We start from the raw sequence: 17,848 nt of genomic DNA, 5'->3' as shown, positions 1-17,848 counted from the left end.
AATTACTTTGTTAAGCCGTTTGAGGAAAAGGCCCGAGGGCCTTCCCAAACGGCTTTTTTACTTTTTAATTTGTGTTTAACCGGCCAGGCCTGCCCTCATGGCGTGTTATGGGCTTGTTTATCGTGAGTGATCCTTGATGTTCCTTACCAATATTGTTGTTCCAGCCGTAGCTTCATCTGTTTGGTCCAGTTCGCGTTGCCACCCAAGCGAACATTTTTTCATCTTTAAAGCGAGGTTCTGATGCCCTTACCAAAATTACCGACCAAACCCGCTGCTTTACTGTCCGTTCAAGATTATCCGAAAGCGGAAGCCGGCAAAGCCGTCAAACCACGTATCGCCGTTGTTGAACCGATTACCCGTAACAAAGAAATAGCACCACAGGCACGCGACAAGTCGGTCGCCAAACCGGCTGTCAAACCGGTGGAAAGCCGCAAGACCAAGACGCCGGCGGAAAATGTCCGTGCCGTCGCCGATAAGCCGGCCAAGCCTGCCGAAGGCCATAGCCGCCCGAAATCGAGCACCAGCCGCGCCGCCGACAAATCCGGCGTGACCAAGCTGTTCGTGCTGGACACCAATGTGCTGATGCATGATCCAAGCTCGCTGTTCCGTTTTGAAGAGCATGACATTTATCTGCCGATGGTGACCCTGGAAGAACTGGACAACCACAAGAAGGGCATGTCGGAAGTCGCCCGCAACGCCCGCCAGGTATCGCGTTCGCTGGACGCGCTGGTCGGCGATATCGGCGACGACCAGATCGACCACGGCATCCCCCTGTCCAAACTTGGCAACAAGGATGCCAAGGGCCGTCTGTTCTTCCAGACCAAGCTGCAAAACGCCGACCTGCCGGAAGGTTTGCCGGTCGGGAAAGCCGACAACCAGATCCTCGGCGTGGTGCGCGGACTGGAAGCGGAAACACCGGGCCGTCCGGTAGTACTGGTGTCGAAAGACATCAACATGCGCATCAAGGCGCGCGCCATGGGCTTGCCGGCGGAAGACTACTTCAATGACCACGTGCTGGAAGATACCGACCTGCTGTACTCGGGCATCCAGCAATTGCCGGACGATTTCTGGATCAAGCACGGCAAGGGCATCGAATCCTGGCAAGAAAACAAGCACGGCACCGGCTATACCTACTACCGCCTGAGCGGACCGCTGGTGCCGACCCTGCTGGTCAACCAGTTCGTTTTCATCGAACCGAAAAACGGCGAACCGGCGTTCTACGGCCAGGTCACGCAGATCAACGGCAAGACCGCGGTGCTGCAAACCTTGCGCGACTACGGTCACGCCAAGAACAGCGTGTGGGGCATTACCGCCCGCAACCGCGAGCAGAATTTTGCGCTCAACTTGCTGATGAATCCGGACTGCGATTTCGTCACCCTGCTGGGCCAGGCCGGCACCGGAAAAACCCTGCTGGCGCTGGCGGCCGGCTTGGCGCAGGTGCTGGAAACCAAGACCTACAACGAAATCATCGTGACCCGCGTCACGGTGCCGGTCGGTGAAGACATCGGTTTCTTGCCTGGCACAGAAGAAGAGAAGATGGGGCCGTGGATGGGCGCCTTCGACGACAATCTGGAAGTACTCAACAAGTCCGATTCCGATGCCGGCGAATGGGGTCGCGCCGCCACCCAGGATCTGATACGTTCGCGCATCAAGATCAAATCGCTCAACTTCATGCGCGGCCGCACCTTCGTCAACAAGTTCCTGATCATCGACGAAGCGCAAAACCTGACGCCGAAGCAGATGAAGACGCTGGTGACGCGTGCCGGTCCAGGCACCAAGATCATCTGCCTGGGCAATATCGCGCAGATCGATACACCGTACCTGACCGAAGGCTCCAGCGGCCTGACTTATGTGGTCGATCGCTTCAAGGGTTGGTCGCATAGCGGCCATGTCACCTTGGCGCGCGGCGAGCGTTCACGCCTGGCCGACCACGCCAGCGACGTGCTGTAATCACGCTTGAAAGCAGCGCAGCAATGCGTTGCCAGGATAGCCAAACGGGTGTAATTCGAGGTGCGCGATGAGCGCTCTGATTGAATTACACCCGTTTTTATTTGATGATGTGATACTCGCTTCATCAGCCAAGGAGTACGCCAATGAGAATCGCCATCCTTTCCGACATCCACGCCAATATCTGGGCGCTGGAGGCCGTCCTGGCAGATATCAGGTTGCAAGGCGCGGACCTCGTCGTCAACGCCGGCGACATCCTCTCCGGCCCTCTAGCGCCGGCCGCCACGGCCGATCTGCTGATGTCGCTGGGTTTGCCCACCATCGCTGGCAACCACGAGCGCCAGCTGCTGTCCTGCGCGACCAAAGCCGGACATCCGACCGACCAGTTCGCCTTTGAAAACACGACCCAGGCGCAGCGCGACTGGATCAAGGGATTGCCTGGCACGCTGGCTGTCGCCGACGACGTCTACATGTGTCACGGCACGCCGGCCAGCGATCTGATTTATTTCCTGGAAGAAGTCGACCCGCATGGCTGCCACATGGCCCCGGCGGCGCAGATTGAAGCGTACGCCGCCGGCGTCAGCCAGCAGCTGATTATCTGCGGCCATAGCCACAAGCCGCGCAGCTGTGCCGTTTCCGGCGGACGGCTGGTGGTGAATCCAGGCAGCGTAGGCCTGCAAGCTTATGACGACGACCAGCCTTGGTTTCATGTCGTCGAAAACGGCAGCCCGCATGCGCGTTATGCGATTTGCGAAAAAGACATGCATGGCTGGCGCGTCGGCCACCATTGTGTCGGCTACGACCATCACAAAGCCGCAGCCGAGGCCGCAAGGAACGGCCGGGACGACTGGGCCCGCTGGCTGCTGACGGGAAGAGCCGCGTCCTGAGCTGCCAGGCCATTCAGGGGCGCTGGCGCTGCGCAGCTGGATTTCGCTTGTCTCCAGCCGGCTGACGCCCTCGCGATTAATTGTTACCTGCCTTCCAGGACAAAACCGCAGATTGCGAAAATGTAATCCCGCGGTCACCTTCCCGCAGCCACATCCTTTTCATACTTGGCATCAAAGTCACAGCGGCTGACGCCGCCGTTGACTTTATTGAAACGGCTCCCGCCAGCAGCTTTCAGAACAGGAAAGCATGCCGGAAAAAACGGTGTCGTTTGCGTAGTCCAATCTCTCAATACAAAGGAGTCTGCAATGAAATTCAATCAACTGATGCTGGGGCTGACCGCGGCGTCTTTTTCATTGGGCGCGGTTGCCGCGGAAAGTACATCGAACGCCAAGGGCAAGACGCGGCAAGAGGTCAAGCAAGAGCTGGCGCGGGCGCAGCACGACGGGGAAATTCCTGCCAGGAACGCGGACTATCCGCCGTCGCGGGAAACAATCAAGCGGAACCAGCAAAGCCATAAGGCCGCCGTGCATCCCAAGAACGAAAAGGCGAATGGGATTGACTCGCATGACGACCGCAGCGGCGGCAAGCCATAGCTACAAAAAAAAACGGCGCATCTTACGATGCGCCGCAACCTTAAGCCACTAAATTGCACTTGGAAACTAGAATGCCACAGGACGCCATTTCAGCAAACGTTTTTCTAGCGTAGTCAGCAAATAATCTGCCGCCAGGGCCACCACAGCCAGCACGATCATGGCGGCGAACACGCCGCTGGCGTTGAAAGCGCCCTGCGCGGTCGAAATCAGCAAGCCGATGCCCTGCTTGGAGCCAAGGAATTCGCCCACCACGGCGCCAACCAGCGCAAAACCGAAGCTGACATGCAGGCTCGCCAGGATCCAGCTCAGCGCCGACGGAATCACGACCGACATGGTGACCTGGCGCGGCGATGCGCCAAGGATTTGTGCATTTGCAATCATGTAACGGTCGGCTTCACGCACGCCCTGGAAGGCATTGCCGAACACCACGAAGAACACCATCACCACCGCCAGCGCCACTTTGGAAGCCATGCCCAGGCCCAGAGCGATCACGAAAATCGAACCCAGCACTACCCGTGGAATCGAATTGGCGACCTGGATATAGATGCTGAAGACATCCGACAGCAGCTTGTTGCGGCCCAGCAGGATACCGCACACCACGCCGGCCACCGAGCCGATCAGGAAGCCCAGCACGGTTTCTTCCAGCGTCACCAGCACCTGGGTCCAGAGCGGCCCTTGCGACGTACCGTCCTTGATCCAGTCGTAGATCTGGATCACGATCAGCGAAGGTTGCGAAAAGAAAAATGGGTCTATCCATTGCAGCCTTGCCGCCAGCTCCCAGCCGCCCAGGGTCAGGATCAGGATGGCGACGCGCAAAGATATCACCAGCCAGTAGCGCTGCTTGATTTTTCGTTGTGCTTCTTGTTCGACGGTAGCCAGGCTGGCGGCGCTGAGCTTGTCGACGGTTTGTGCTTGATTCATGGTTTGCCTCTTTGCTGCCGCCTGCCCTGGAATCCAGAGCGGCAGGCGACACTGTAAAATGGGATAAAACGATTCAGCTGATGTGCACTTCTTCGCGCAGATCGGCCCAGATCTTGCGCGAGATATCGATGAAGCGCTGTTCATAGCGCACCTCGGACATCACGCGCGGCCGCGGCAGATCGATTTCATACACGCTCTTCAAGGTGGCCGGACGCGCGGTCAGCACATAGACCTTGTCGGCCAGCGCAATCGCTTCTTCCAGATCGTGGGTGACGAACACCACCGAGCCGGCTTGCGACGACCACAGCTGCAGCAGCTCATCCTGCATCAGGGTGCGGGTCTGCATGTCGAGCGCGCTGAACGGCTCGTCCATCAGCAGGATTTCAGGGCTGTTGATGAAAGTCTGGGCCAGCGCCACGCGCTTGCGCATGCCGCCCGATAGCTGGTGTGGGTAATGATTGCTGAACTTGTCGAGGCCGACGCGGCGTATCCATTCTTCCGCCAAGGCATACGCAGCATCCTTCGGCTTGCCGCGGAACAGCGGCCCCGCCGCAACGTTATGCAGCACGCTGCGCCACGGGAATACCGCGTCGTTCTGGAATACAAAGCCGATGCGCGGATCGATGCCGTTGACCGGCTCGCCCATGATGCGCACCTCGCCTACCGTTGGTTTGAGCAGACCGGTGATCATGCTCAGGGTGGTCGATTTGCCGCAGCCGGTGGGACCGACCACCGCCACGAATTCACCGCGCGCCACGCTCATGGTGAAGTCGCGCAAAGCCACGGTGGCCTTGCCATCCGGCGAGATGAAGCGGCACGAGACATTGCGCAGTTCGATGGCTGGCGTATCACGCGACGGTTCCGGCGTCACCAGCTTGGCGGGCGAGGCTGGCGCAGCCGAGGCGTATGCTGTTTGGGTCATTTCAGTTTCCTTGTTAATTCTGGACGGCAGGACTCCCGCCGCACGCGAACATCGCGCCGGCCAGGGCCATCCGTTTGCCGGCCGCCCTGCGCCTAAGCGCAGGAGATGCCGGCCTTCACACTCAGCGTCGCGTTTATTTGGCTGGGCTGACGAACTCGTTGGTATAGGTTTTAGCCAGGTCGATGTGCTTGCCCTTGACGTTCGGATTAAATCCGGACAGAACCTGCAATACGGTTTCCGGACCGCCTGGCGGCATTGTTCCGTCGGCGGAAAACATCGGCAGGGAATTTTGCAGCGCCTGCACGTACATCGGCTTGTTATTGCCGTAGTAGTCCTTCGGCATCTTGTCGGCGATCTCGGCAGCGGTGTGGGTGTTGATGAATTTCAGTGTCTTGACAAAGGCGCGCGCCAGCTTGGCCGCTTCCACCTTGTGCGTGTTCAGCCATGGCCGCTGCACATACAGGCTGGAGGCCGGATACAGGCCGCCCAGCGCTTTGACCGTACCTTCGACGGTGCGCATGTCGACCAGCACCGAAGCTTCGCCGGTTTTCAACAGCTGCGAGACAGTCGGTTCGGTGGTCATGCCGGCATCGATGCGGCCCTGCTTGATCGCCACGATGAAGGTATTGTCGGCGCCGACCGGCAGCACCGAATACTGGTTGGAGGTGATGCCGTGCTTGGCCGCCAGGTACTGGGTCAGGAAGTTGGTGGAAGAACCGAGCCCGGTCACGCCCAGGGTCTTGCCCTTGACGTCGGCCATGCTCTTGATGGTGGCGGCAGCCTTGGTCGAGACCATTTCGACTTCGCCGGGAACCTGGCCGAAGATCGTGATCGCGGTGACTTCCTTACCCTTGCTTTGCAGATCGATGGAGTGATCGTAGAAGCCGACCACCGCTTGTACCGCGCCGGCCAGCAATTCGTTTTCCGCATCGACGCCGGCCGGTTGCGATTGCAGCTCGACGTCCAGTCCTTCTTCCTTGAAATAGCCGAGCTGTTCAGTCAGCTTGGCCGGCAGATAGATCATCTTGGTGATGCCGCCGACCATGATGGTGATTTTTCCTGAATCTGCCGCGACGGCCTGGCTGGCGCCAAGCACCGCGCCGGACAGCAGCACAGCAGAAATCAATGAACCGCGGATGAGGGTGTGCATTGCGTTGTCTCCATTTGTTTTTTGGGATAATCGCTGGATACATATGACAGGCTGCCATTGTTCCAATCTTGAGCGTATTCTAGGATGCGATAACTTTCATCCAGCTTTCCAAATCGGTACAATTTAGATTGCAGTGCAACATAACCTAGCCAGCATCCATGAAATTACTCCTGATCGAAGACAATCCGCCGCTTGCACTATGGCTCAGCAAGATACTCAAGGAGGACAAATTCACCATCGACCTCGCCACCGATGGCGAAATGGCCGACAGCCTGCTGCAAAGCGAAAGCTACGATGTCGTCCTGCTTGACCTGCAACTGCCGAAAATGAACGGCAAAAGCGTCTTGCGGCGGCTGCGCCAGCGCCACAACAACGTGCCGGTGATGATCCTGACCGCCAGCGGTTCGATCGACGAGAAGGTCGATTGCCTGGGCGCCGGCGCCGACGATTACCTGGTCAAGCCGTTTGAAGTACGCGAACTGGTAGCCAGGATCAAGGCCCTGATCCGCCGCCAGACGTCCGACAAGACGGCGGAAATGCATTGCGCCGACCTGCACTACGACAGCAATACCCGGCAATTCTCGATCGCTGGCCAGCTGCTGGCGCTGCCCTCCCGCGAGCACGACGTGCTGGAAATCCTGATGCTGAAGCAAGGCAAGACCGTATCGAAGACGGCTCTGATGGATGGCGTGTTCGGGCTGGACGACGAACCCAGCGCGGACGCCATCGAGATCTATATCCATCGCTTGCGCAAGAAAATGGAACACTGCCAGGCCGCCATCATGACCTTGCGCGGGCTCGGCTACCTGCTCAAACAGAAAGACCTCACTTGATCATCAGCCTGCGCCTGCGCTTACTGTTGTGGTTGCTGATTCCGCTGACATTATTCGTCGCCATCAGCGCCACGCTGTCGTATCGCAGCGCGCGCCAGACCGCGGACCTGATCCAGGACCGCGCCTTGCTGGCCGCGGCCCAGGTGATCGCCGGTGAGATCCAGTGGCTGGACGGCGTGCCGCACGCCAGCGTGCCGCCGGCGGCACTGGAGCTGCTGGTCTCGCCCGAACAGGACCAGGTGTTTTACCAGGTCGTCACCGATCACGACAGCCTGCTGGCCGGACGCCCCGATTTCCCGCCGGCCTTGCGCTTTCCGGTAACGGCGCCGGCATTCAACAGCATCGATTATCACGGCCAGGCGCTGCGCGTGGTGAGCCAGGTGCGGACCCTGTACAACGCCGGCCAGCTGCGCAAGATCGCCGTGCTGGTAGGACAGACCACGCGCGCCCACGACCAGATGCTGGCCGATCTGTGGCGCCCTGCCCTGCATGGTCAGATCGCCATGCTGTTGCTGGCCATCGCCCTGGTGGTGATCGGCCTGAGCATGGAGCTGCGGCCGCTGATGCATCTGAAGGACCAGCTGGCCTTGCGCGACGCCACCTCGCTGTCGCCGATCAAAGCCGGCCAGCTGCAGCTGGAGCTGCGGCCTATCGTCGAAGCCATCAACCAGACCATCCAGCGCCTCAATACCCAGGTAGCCGCGCAAAAGCGCTTTATCGCCGACGCCGCCCATCAGCTGCGTACGCCGTTGACCTTGATCGATTCGCAAATCCAGTTTGCCCGCCGCCTGACCGACGAGCAGCGGCGCGGCGAAGTACTGCAGGCGCTGCAGGAAAGCAGCCACAACATGACCGAGCTGACCAACAAGCTGCTGCTGCTGTCGCAGGCGGAAGCATCCAACACCACCGCTTTCCTGCGCCATCCGGTAAACCTGATTGCGGTGGCCGCCACGGTATTGGAAGAGATTGTCGACCTGGCGCAACGCAAGAATATCGACCTCGGCCTCGACACCGCGCTCGAGCACGCCTGGGTCATGGGTAACGAGGCCTTGTTCAACGCCATGATGATGAACCTGGTCGACAACGCCATCCGCTACACCCCGGCGCATGGCAAGGTCACCGTGAGCATTGCCGCCAGCCCCGAGCAGGTCGCCATCCGCGTCAACGACAACGGCCCCGGCATTCCGGCCGAAGTGCGCGACCGCGTGTTCGAACGCTTCTTCCGCAACGCTGCGCCAGGCCAGGAAGGCACCGGCTTGGGCCTTGCCATCGTCAAGGAAATCGTGATCGCCGCGCAAGGCTCGGTGACGCTGGCGGCCTCCGGCCAGCAAGGCGGCCTGACCGTGCTGGTACATCTGCCAGCTTGCGCAGAGTCCGGCAATCCAAACAAAACTTGAGCAACAGTTCTAGGACATCGCCAGCAGAGAAGTTTGTTTTGCAGTACATTATTGCCTAGGCAACGAATATTCATGCAAGTATTTACCCGAACAAGCGGTGAATAAATAATAAATAGTCAATGTGTCAGCAAAGAAAAGCAAACAATCCGTGAGCAAGCGAGCAGCCGTATTCACTGTGGAAAACTACCAGATAGAAGAAAGCATCGGCTATCTGCTGGCGCGCTCGCGCGCCATGCTGGTCAAGAGTTCGGATGAATCGCTGGCGGAATATGGCATTACCCATGCCCAGGGCGCAATTCTGCTGATGCTGTCAACCGGCAAATACTCCACTGCCGCCGACCTGGCGCGTGAGACGTATACCGATGCGGCATCGACCAAGCGTATGATCGATCGTCTGGCGGCGCGCGATTTGATCACGCGCGAACCGTGCGCGCACGACAGGCGCCTGATGAAACTGCACCTGACCGCTGACGGCCTGGAGCTGTCGAAAAAAATGCCAAAAGCATTTTGCGGCGTACTGAACAAGCACTTTTCGGATTTCAGCCCGGAAGAAATCGGCTTTTTGAAATCAATGCTGCGACGTCTGCTGGCAAGTAACGCGCCGGCGGAGAAAACACATTGACTATGCAAGAACTATCCATACAGTATTATTTTTAAGCAAGCAGCAAGCGCCTGTGTCATTCCCTGTTGTTATTCCTTATAGTCATTTATCCGTGGCCGCTAAATCAACTCGTCAAATCAACACCGACATGAACTCTCTTTCATCTTCATCCAGATGCAGCCTGCCGAAACTCGCAACGCAACGCCTTGCCATCAGCGCGGCCGTGTTGCTGCTGGCGGCTTGCGCCAACTTCAGCGGCATTCACAGCAGCGCCCATTCGAACAGCGCCGATGACTACGCATCCGCTTCCTCCCTGCCGGGCCAGGGCGGTGTGTGGCCGAGCAGCTCCTGGGTAAGCGCGATCGGCGGCAGCCAGCTGCAGCAACTGGTCGATGAAGCGCTGGCCACCAATCCGAACCTGCAGGCGGCATCCGCACGCATCGCCGCCTCGCGCGCGATGGTGGAAGCGGCCGGCGCCACCAGCAAGCCGCAAGTCGGCGCCAGCTTGTCGGCTACGCGGGAACGCTTTTCCGAGAACAGTATTTACCCACCGCCATTCGGCGGCATGTACGTGACCGATTATGAAACAGCGCTGAACTTTAGCTACGACCTGGATTTCTGGGGCAAGCACAGCGAGCAGCTGCGCTCCGCCATCTCGCAAAGCAAAGCCGCGCAAGCGGAACATTACGCCGCGCGGCTGGTGCTGACCGCCGCCATCTCGAAAGCATGGCTGCAATTGGGACGCCAGTATGCCCAGCTGGACCTGACCAATCAGCAGCTGGCATTGCGCGACAAGCTGGACAAGCTGACCCAGCAGCGTTTTGCCGCCGGCCTCGACACCCAGAGCGACAACCAGCAGAGCCGCCAACAGGTCGCCGGCCTGCGCGCCGAACGCTCGCAATGGCAGGAAGCGATCGGCCTGACCCGCAACCAGATCGCGGCATTGATGGGCCAAGGCCCGGACCGCGGCCTGAAGATTGACCAGCCGACGCTGCCGGCCGACAGCGCCATCGCCCTGCCCGACCAGCTGCCGCTGGGCCTGATGGGACGGCGGCCGGATGTGCTGGCGGCGCGCTGGCAGGTAGAAGCGGCGCAAAGCGATATCAAGGTGGCCAAGACCGAGTTCTATCCAGACATCAACCTGTCGGCGATGATCGGCTTTTCCAGCCTGAGCTTTTCGCAGTTCCTGAACCACAGCAGCAAGGTTGTTGGCGGCGGACCTGCCATCCATCTGCCGATCTTTGAAGGCGGCGCCCTGCGCGCCCAGCTCAAGGGCCGTGTCGCCGCCTATGACGGCGCGGTGGCAACCTACAACCAGGCGCTGAACGACGCCTTCCACGAAGTGGCGGACAGCGTGCAGTCGCTGCGTGCGGCTGAAGAGCAAGGCAAGAATCAGCAGACCGCGGTAGATGCAGCCGAGCGCGGCATGAAGCTGGCCGAGCAGCGGCAACAGGTCGGCACCGCCAACATGCTGCAGGTGGTGAGCAGCCAGATCAGCTGGCTGGCGCAGCGCAAGCTTGAGCTGGATACGCGCGCGCGCCGGGCCGATCTGCGCGTCAACCTGATCAAGTCGCTGGGTGGCGGCTTTGACGCAGACGCCGCCGGCCTCGGCCCTGCCGCGGCGGATGCCGCCAGCAATCCGCAAGCCAGCGCTGCTAACTGATTAACTAAAACAACCGTTCACTTATTGCGAAATCCGCGCCATGACAACATCAAATCAAAACCCACAAGAAGCAACAGCGCAGCCGGCTGCCGCTGCCAGCAACGGCAAGCGCCGCGGCTTGCTGATCGGCGTCACCATTGCCCTGATCATTATCCTGATCGCCTACGGCATCTGGTGGTTCATCTACGCCCGCCACTACGAGAGCACCGACGATGCATACGTCGGCGGCAATGTGGTGCAAGTGACGCCGCAGGTCGGCGGCACGGTGCTGGCGATCAATGCCGACGATACCGAACTGGTGCAGGCCGGCAAGCAGCTGGTGGAACTGGACAAGGCCGACGCCAAGGTCGCGCTGGACCAAGCCGAGGCTCAACTGGCCCAGACCGTGCGCCAGGTGCGCACGCTGTTCGTCAACAATAACACCCTCACTTCCGCCGTCACTGCCCGCAGCGCCGAACTGGAACGCGCTCGCGCCGACCTCGCGCGCCGCCAGCAGCTGATCAGCACCGGCGCCGTCTCCAAGGAAGAACTGGATCACGCCAAGGTTGCGGTACAAGGTGCGGAAGCGGCCTTGCAATCAGCGCGCGAGCAATTGTCGTCGAACAAGGTGCTGACCGACCGCACCACGGTTGAGCTGCACCCGAATGTGCTGAACGCCGCCGCCCAGGTCCGCAACGCCTATATCAACCTGGCCCGCACCAGCCTGCTGGCGCCGACCACCGGTTATGTCGCCAAGCGCTCGGTGCAGGTCGGCCAGCGCGTCGCCGCCGGTACCCCGCTGTTATCGATCGTGCCGCTGAACGCCTTGTGGGTGGACGCCAACTTCAAGGAAGTGCAGATCAAGAACATGCGCATCGGCCAGCCGGTTACCTTGGATTCCGATGTCTACGGTTCCAAAATTGAATACCACGGCACAGTGGTCGGCCTGTCGGCCGGCTCCGGCTCCGCCTTCGCGTTGCTGCCAGCGCAAAACGCCAGCGGCAACTGGATCAAGATCGTGCAGCGTATTCCGGTGCGGATTTCGCTGGATCCAAAGGACCTGGAAAGCCATCCGCTGCGTATCGGCGTCTCGATGAACGTCAGCGTCGATGTCGCCAAGACCGAAGGCACTTCGCTGACTGCGGGCACGGCGCGCACCGCGCCGGCCTATACCACCGACGTGTTCGACAAGAGCGGCCAGGAGGCCGATGCACGTATCGCCAGCATCATCGCTGCCAACAACAATGCAGCGGCAGCGCACTGATACCCAGCAGCTTGCCGGCGAATGCCGCAGCGCAAACCGCCGTCCTGGCGGCTGCGCTGACGGCGGCGGACATGCAATAACCCTTACCGGAATGCCTTCATGAGTTCCCCAAAACCAGCGCCGCCACCGCGGCCGCCTTCGCAACCACTGCCGCCGCTGACCGGCGGCAAGCTTGTCATGGGTACGGTAGCGTTGTCGCTCGCCGTGTTCATGAACGTCCTCGATTCGTCGATTGCCAACGTTTCCATTCCAGCCATTTCCGGCGACCTTGGCGTCTCGCCGCAACAAGGCACCTGGGTCATCACCTCGTTCGCAGTGGCCAATGCCATCTCGGTGCCGCTGACTGGCTGGCTTACGCAGCGCTTCGGCCAGGTACGCCTGTTCGTCACCTCGATCATCCTGTTCGTGCTGTCCTCGATCCTGTGCGGCCTGGCGCCCAGCATGGAAGTACTGATCGCCGCCCGCGTACTGCAAGGCGCCGTCGCCGGACCAATGATTCCCTTGTCGCAGTCGCTGCTGCTGTCCAGTTACACCCCCTCCAAGAGCGGGATGGCGCTAGCCTTCTGGGGCATGACCACGCTGGTGGCGCCGGTCATGGGGCCGCTGCTGGGCGGCTGGATCTCGGACAACTACACCTGGCCATGGATTTTTTACATCAACATCCCGGTCGGCGTGTTTGCCGCCTGGGCCACCTGGTCGATCTACCACAAGCGCGAATCCGCCACCTACAAGCTGCCGATTGACAAGGTCGGTCTGGCCTTGCTGGTGGTCTGGGTCGGCTCGCTGCAGATCATGCTGGACAAGGGTAAGGAACTCGACTGGTTCAATTCCTCTACCATCGTGATCCTGGGCGCGGTGGCGCTGGTAGCGTTCATCTACTTCATCATCTGGGAACTCGGTGACGACCACCCCGTGGTCGATCTCAGGTTATTCAAGGGCCGCAACTTCAGCGGCGGCGTGATCGCCATCTCGGTCGGCTACGGCCTGATGTTCGGTGGCCTGGTGATCCTGCCCTTGTGGCTGCAGACCACGCTCGGCTATACCGCGACGCTGGCCGGCGAAGTGATGGCGCCGGTGGGGATCTTTGCGATCATCCTGTCGCCCTTCATCGGCAAGCTGCTGCCCAAGATCGACGCGCGCTGGGTCGCCAGCACCGCCTTCTTCATCTTTGCGATAGTGTTCTACCTGCGTTCACAGTTCACCGAGAACGTCGACACCTTCACGCTGATGATCCCGACCATCATCCAGGGTGCGGCGATGGCCATGTTCTTTATCCCGCTGACTTCGATCATCCTGTCCGGCCAGCCGCCCGACAAGATTCCTTCGGCCGCGGGCCTGTCCAACTTCGTGCGGATCATGTTCGGCGGCATGGGCACCTCGATTACCAGCACCTTGTGGGATCGCCGCACTTCCTTGCACCACTCGCAGCTGACGGAGTTCACCGGCCCGCACAGCCCGGCATTCATCGACGCAGTGCGTAACCTGACGGCACAGGGAATGCCCGAACCGGCAGCCTGGGCCACCGTCGACCGCCTGATTTCGGTCAAGGCAGCCACCCAGGGGGCGACCGACATCTTCTGGATCTCGGCGGTATTGTTCCTGATGCTGATTGCACTGGTGTGGCTGACCAAACCGCAGCGTTCCAGCTTACCGGTGGATGCCGGCGGCGCACACTAAGAGCCATAAGGCAAAACAGCAAGCAGGCGTAAAGACATTAGCTCCGGCAACGGGGCCTATAAAAAACGGGCGGTGCATAGTTTGACTATGCACCGCCCGTTTTGTCTTTGGAAGCCGGGTTAGCGCAGCGCAACCCGAGCGGCATCAATTACAAGATATGCTTGCCGATCCACCAGGCTATCGCTGCCATGAAAGCCGAAGCTGGAATCGTCAGCACCCAGGCCCAGACGATATTGCCGGCAACACCCCAGCGCACCGCAGAAACACGGCGCGCGGCGCCAACGCCGACGATGGCGCCGGTGATGGTGTGGGTAGTCGAAACCGGAACGCCGAGCATGGTCGCCAGGAACAGCGTGATGGCGCCGCCGGTCTCGGCGCAGAAGCCACCCACCGGTTTCAGCTTGGTGATTTTCTGGCCCATGGTCTTAACGATGCGCCAGCCGCCGAACAAGGTGCCGAGGCTGATCGCGCTATAGCAGGAAATAATCACCCACCATGGCGGCAGAGCATCGCTGGCTTGCGAAAATCCGGTGGCGATCAACAGCATCCAGATGATGCCGATGGTCTTTTGCGCATCGTTGCCGCCGTGTCCCAAGCTATACATGGAAGCTGACACCAGCTGCAGGCGGCGGAACCATTTATCGACCTTGCGCGGCGTCGAACGCACGAAAATCCACGACACCAGGACCATCATGATGGAGCCGAACACGAAGCCCAGCAGCGGCGACAGCACGATGAAGGCTATCGTCTTGATGAGGCCGGCCGAAATCAGCGATCCGGTGCCGGCCTTGGCCACCGCGGCGCCGACCAGGCCGCCGATCAAGGCATGCGAGGAAGACGATGGAATGCCGTAGTACCAGGTCAGGATGTTCCAGCAGATTGCCCCGACCAGCGCGCCGAAGACGACGTAATGGTCGACCACATTGGGATCGATGGTGCCCTTGCCGACGGTAGCGGCGACATGCAGCTGGAATACCGCAATCGCGATGAAGTTGAACAGCGCAGCCATGGCCACCGCCTGCTGCGGCTTGAGGACGCCGGTGGAAACCACGGTAGCGATCGCATTGGCGGCATCATGGAAGCCGTTCATGAAGTCGAACACCAGCGCCAGTGCAATGAGGAAGACGAGAACGTAAATACTGATTTGAAGAGTGTGCATGAGTAGCCAGAGTGGTTTTTTAGGATTACATCGATGCGGCAGCGGCGTTCGGCCGCTGCCGCCCTACTCTGCATCAGGCATTTTCGACGATGATGCCTTCGATGATGTTGGCCACATCTTCACAGCGGTCGGTGACTGTTTCCAGGAGTTCGTAGATTGCCTTGAGCTTGATCAGCGTGCGTACATCAGGCTCGTCGCGGAACAGCTTCGACATGGCGGCGCGCATCACGTGATCGGCATCCGATTCCAGGCGGTCGATCTCGACGCAGATAGCCAGGATCTCGCGCGAGTTGTCCATATTGTGCAGCAGGCCTACGGCGGCCTTGACCTTCTCGGCGCAGCCCAGGCACAGCTCGGCCAGGCGCTTGGCTTCAGGCGTGATGGCCTTGATGTCGTACAGCGAGATGGTCTGCGCCGCATCTTCCAGCAAATCGAGAATGTCGTCCATGCGGGTGATCAGCTGGTGGATGTCGTCGCGGTCGATAGGCGTAATGAAGGTCTTGTGCAGCATGTCGATGGCATGATGCGTGACCTGGTCGGCCTGCTTTTCAATGCCTTCGATCGCGTGCACGCGGATTTCCAGATCGTCGAAATTAGTCATCAACGCCACCATTTCTTTGGCGCCCTTGACGCATAGCTCCGCATGCTGATTAAAGAGCTCAAAGAATTTGCCCTCGGTGGGCATCAATCGTCCAAACATGTTTTATTCTCTCTGTTGAGGGTTAAGCTAAATCTGAAACTACAACTACGCTTACATTTAAACCAAGGATATTAATTTAAAGCAAACAATGTCACGAAACTGAAATATATCAGGCTCGCTCGACCAGCGCTTAGCAGGTTTTTGTAAATTTTTCGTTAATGCAACAAAATCAGCAACGGCAATCAATCGCCGCCGTAAGGCGCGTCCAGATTGCCGACATAGTTGTCGAATTTCGTGTATTGCCCGAGGAAGCTGAGGCGCACGCTGCCGATCGGGCCGTTACGTTGCTTGCCGATAATGATTTCCGCGGTGCCCTTTTCCTGCGAATCGGGGTTGTACACCTCGTCGCGGTAAATGAACAAGATAACGTCGGCATCCTGCTCGATAGCGCCGGATTCGCGCAAGTCGGACATGACCGGACGTTTGTTGGGGCGTTGTTCCAGCGAACGGTTCAGCTGCGACAGCGCGATCACCGGGCACTGCAGCTCTTTGGCCAGGCCCTTCAGGTTACGCGAGATTTCAGAAATTTCGGTGGCGCGGTTTTCACCGGCGTTATTGGCCGACATCAGCTGCAAATAGTCGATGATGATCAGTCCCAGCGTGCCGCACTGGCGCGACAGGCGGCGCGCGCGGGCGCGCAGTTCGATCGAGCTGAGCGCCGGCGTTTCGTCGATGAATAGCTGGGCGTCATTCATCTTCTGGATCGCATGGGTCAGGCGTGGCCAGTCCTCGTCATTGAGGCGGCCGGTACGCAAACGGTGCTGGTCGAGCTTGCCGACCGAACCCAGCATACGCATGGCGAGCTGGGTGCCGCCCATTTCCATTGAAAAGATCGCCACCGGCAAGCCGCTGTCGATCGCCACGTTCTCGCCGATGTTGACCGAGAACGCGGTCTTACCCATGGACGGCCGTCCCGCCACGATCACCAGGTCGCCCTTTTGCAGGCCGGAAGTCATCTTGTCGAGATCGATGAAGCCGGTCGAAACACCGGTGATATCGCTCTGATTGTCGCGATTGTAGAGCTCGTCGATACGCTCCACCACCTGCGTCAGCAGCGGCTGGATTTCCTGGAAGCCCTGGGCGCCGCGCGCGCCTTCTTCGGCGATCGCGAAAATCTTCGATTCCGCCTCGTCCAGCATCTGCTTGACTTCCTTGCCCTGCGGGCTGAAAGCCTGGCCGGAAATTTCATCGGCCACGGTAATCAGTTTGCGCAAAACGCCGCGATCGCGCACGATCTCGGCGTAGCGCCGGATATTGGCCGCCGATGGCGTGTTTTGCGCCAGCGCATTCAGGTAGCTCAGGCCGCCGACTTCTTCCGCCTTGCCGGTGCCGCTCAGCGATTCAAAGACCGTGATCACGTCAGCCGGCTTGCTGCCGTTGATCAGCTTGACCATATGCTGGAAGATGATCCGGTGATCGTAGCGGTAGAAATCGTCGGCATTGACGAAGTCCGCGATCTTGTCCCACGCCGCATTATCCAGCAGCAATCCGCCTAAAACGGACTGTTCTGCTTCGATCGAATGGGGTGGTACGCGGAGGGAATCTAACTGCGGATCGGACGGTGCTTTAGAAGGTGCTTTCATGGCGCGAATTATACCTGCTTCTTATAAGCGTCTTGCTGCACTGCCAGAAAAAGGACGTAAAAAAAGCCGGGAAAAACCGGCTTTTTTTACTGCAATGATTTTTTTGCCAACAACGTATTAAACGTGTTCGCCGATCACTGCGATGACGATGTCAACAACGACGTCAGTGTGCAGAGCAACTGCAACAGGATGTTCGCCAGTCGTCTTCAGCGGGCCGTTCGGCAGGCGAACTTGTGCTTTTTCAACTGCGAAACCTTGCTTGGTCAGCGCTTCAGCGATGTCGAAGTTGGTCACGGAACCGAACAGACGGCCGTCAACGCCCGATTTTTGCGAGATCTGAACAGTCAGGCCGCTCAGTTTTTCGCCCTGGCCTTGAGCCACAGCCAGCTTGGCTGCTGCCGCTGTTTCCAGGTCAGCGCGCTTCGCTTCGAATTCAGCGATAGCAGTTGTGGTAGCACGACGTGCCATACGTTGCGGGATCAGGAAGTTACGCGCGTAACCGTCCTTGACGCGAACAACTTCGCCCAGATTGCCGAGATTAACGACTTTTTCCAACAGAATAACTTGCATA

At 59.5% G+C, this 17,848-nt stretch carries 17 protein-coding genes; 10 read left to right on the top strand and 7 right to left on the bottom strand.

What is annotated here, in order from left to right; genetic code table 11:
* Positions 1-240 precede the first annotated feature (240 nt).
* From BCF11_RS22415 to BCF11_RS22405, 3 genes are all read left to right on the top strand, one after another.
* The gene (locus BCF11_RS22415; protein WP_098496695.1) at positions 241-1,950 is read left to right on the top strand and encodes a PhoH family protein; all 1,710 of its coding nucleotides are present in this window, start codon (positions 241-243) and stop codon (positions 1,948-1,950) included.
* Positions 1,951-2,093: 143 nt separating this feature from the next.
* Entirely contained in the window at positions 2,094-2,834 is a 741-nt protein-coding gene (locus BCF11_RS22410; RefSeq protein WP_098496694.1) for a metallophosphoesterase, read from the top strand.
* A 306-nt stretch (positions 2,835-3,140) separates the two neighbouring features.
* The gene (locus BCF11_RS22405) at positions 3,141-3,428 is read left to right on the top strand and encodes a DUF4148 domain-containing protein (RefSeq protein ID WP_098496693.1); all 288 of its coding nucleotides are present in this window, start codon (positions 3,141-3,143) and stop codon (positions 3,426-3,428) included.
* Positions 3,429-3,494: 66 nt separating this feature from the next.
* On the opposite strand, the gene BCF11_RS22400 is transcribed toward BCF11_RS22405, so the two are convergent.
* The 3 genes from BCF11_RS22400 to BCF11_RS22390 all read right to left on the bottom strand — a co-directional run bounded on the left by BCF11_RS22400 (position 3,495) and on the right by BCF11_RS22390 (position 6,421).
* Complete coding sequence (locus tag BCF11_RS22400; RefSeq protein WP_098496692.1) at positions 3,495-4,349, bottom strand: ABC transporter permease; 855 nt, start codon at positions 4,347-4,349, stop codon at positions 3,495-3,497.
* A 73-nt stretch (positions 4,350-4,422) separates the two neighbouring features.
* Positions 4,423-5,271 (bottom strand): ABC transporter ATP-binding protein, encoded by an 849-nt coding sequence (locus tag BCF11_RS22395; RefSeq protein ID WP_098496691.1) that lies wholly within the window; start codon positions 5,269-5,271, stop codon positions 4,423-4,425.
* Between the two features lie 133 nt (positions 5,272-5,404).
* Positions 5,405-6,421 carry an ABC transporter substrate-binding protein gene (locus tag BCF11_RS22390; protein WP_098496690.1) on the bottom strand — a complete coding sequence of 339 codons (1,017 nt, stop codon included), beginning with the start codon at positions 6,419-6,421 and terminating at the stop codon, positions 5,405-5,407.
* Positions 6,422-6,579: 158 nt separating this feature from the next.
* Here BCF11_RS22390 and BCF11_RS22385 point away from each other — a divergent pair, with 158 nt between their 5' ends.
* From BCF11_RS22385 to BCF11_RS22360, 6 genes are all read left to right on the top strand, one after another.
* A complete protein-coding gene (locus BCF11_RS22385) occupies positions 6,580-7,254 on the top strand; it encodes a response regulator (RefSeq protein ID WP_098496689.1) in 675 nt (224 codons plus the stop codon).
* The gene (locus BCF11_RS22380) at positions 7,251-8,651 is read left to right on the top strand and encodes a sensor histidine kinase (protein WP_098496688.1); all 1,401 of its coding nucleotides are present in this window, start codon (positions 7,251-7,253) and stop codon (positions 8,649-8,651) included. The genes BCF11_RS22385 and BCF11_RS22380 overlap by 4 nt, the downstream gene beginning before the upstream one ends.
* Positions 8,652-8,799: 148 nt before the next feature.
* Positions 8,800-9,273: a MarR family winged helix-turn-helix transcriptional regulator gene (locus BCF11_RS22375; RefSeq protein ID WP_098496687.1), complete on the top strand. Its 474-nt coding sequence runs from the start codon at positions 8,800-8,802 to the stop codon at positions 9,271-9,273.
* Positions 9,274-9,400: 127 nt separating this feature from the next.
* Positions 9,401-10,915, top strand: coding sequence for an efflux transporter outer membrane subunit (locus BCF11_RS22370; protein WP_233212597.1), 1,515 nt, complete (start codon positions 9,401-9,403; stop codon positions 10,913-10,915).
* 40 nt (positions 10,916-10,955) lie between these two features.
* Complete coding sequence (locus BCF11_RS22365) at positions 10,956-12,158, top strand: HlyD family efflux transporter periplasmic adaptor subunit (RefSeq protein WP_098496685.1); 1,203 nt, start codon at positions 10,956-10,958, stop codon at positions 12,156-12,158.
* Between the two features lie 99 nt (positions 12,159-12,257).
* On the top strand, positions 12,258-13,835 hold the full coding sequence (locus tag BCF11_RS22360; protein ID WP_304441870.1) for a DHA2 family efflux MFS transporter permease subunit: 1,578 nt from the start codon (positions 12,258-12,260) through the stop codon (positions 13,833-13,835).
* 148 nt (positions 13,836-13,983) lie between these two features.
* Here the strand turns inward: BCF11_RS22360 and BCF11_RS22355 are convergent, their stop codons facing one another.
* The 3 genes from BCF11_RS22355 to BCF11_RS22345 all read right to left on the bottom strand — a co-directional run bounded on the left by BCF11_RS22355 (position 13,984) and on the right by BCF11_RS22345 (position 17,277).
* Entirely contained in the window at positions 13,984-14,994 is a 1,011-nt protein-coding gene (locus BCF11_RS22355) for an inorganic phosphate transporter (protein ID WP_098496684.1), read from the bottom strand.
* Positions 14,995-15,067: 73 nt separating this feature from the next.
* Entirely contained in the window at positions 15,068-15,694 is a 627-nt protein-coding gene (locus BCF11_RS22350) for a DUF47 domain-containing protein (protein WP_014006461.1), read from the bottom strand.
* Between the two features lie 182 nt (positions 15,695-15,876).
* A complete protein-coding gene (locus BCF11_RS22345) occupies positions 15,877-17,277 on the bottom strand; it encodes a replicative DNA helicase (RefSeq protein WP_098496683.1) in 1,401 nt (466 codons plus the stop codon).
* On the opposite strand from BCF11_RS22345, the gene BCF11_RS28530 reads away from it, so the two are divergent.
* Entirely contained in the window at positions 17,276-17,398 is a 123-nt protein-coding gene (locus BCF11_RS28530; RefSeq protein WP_255407835.1) for a hypothetical protein, read from the top strand. The two genes, BCF11_RS22345 and BCF11_RS28530, sit on opposite strands and share 2 nt — an antisense overlap.
* Here BCF11_RS28530 and rplI read toward each other — a convergent pair.
* Positions 17,395-17,847, bottom strand: a complete 453-nt coding sequence (rplI, locus tag BCF11_RS22340) for a 50S ribosomal protein L9 (protein ID WP_014006463.1) — start codon at positions 17,845-17,847, stop codon at positions 17,395-17,397. The genes BCF11_RS28530 and rplI overlap by 4 nt on opposite strands.
* Position 17,848: the final 1 nt, after the last annotated feature.

Origin of the sequence: Collimonas sp. PA-H2, assembly GCF_002564105.1 — a bacterium.
Classification (GTDB): domain Bacteria; phylum Pseudomonadota; class Gammaproteobacteria; order Burkholderiales; family Burkholderiaceae_D; genus Collimonas.
Note: the sequence above shows the minus strand (reverse complement) of the source record. Positions and strands in the feature narration are given on the sequence as shown.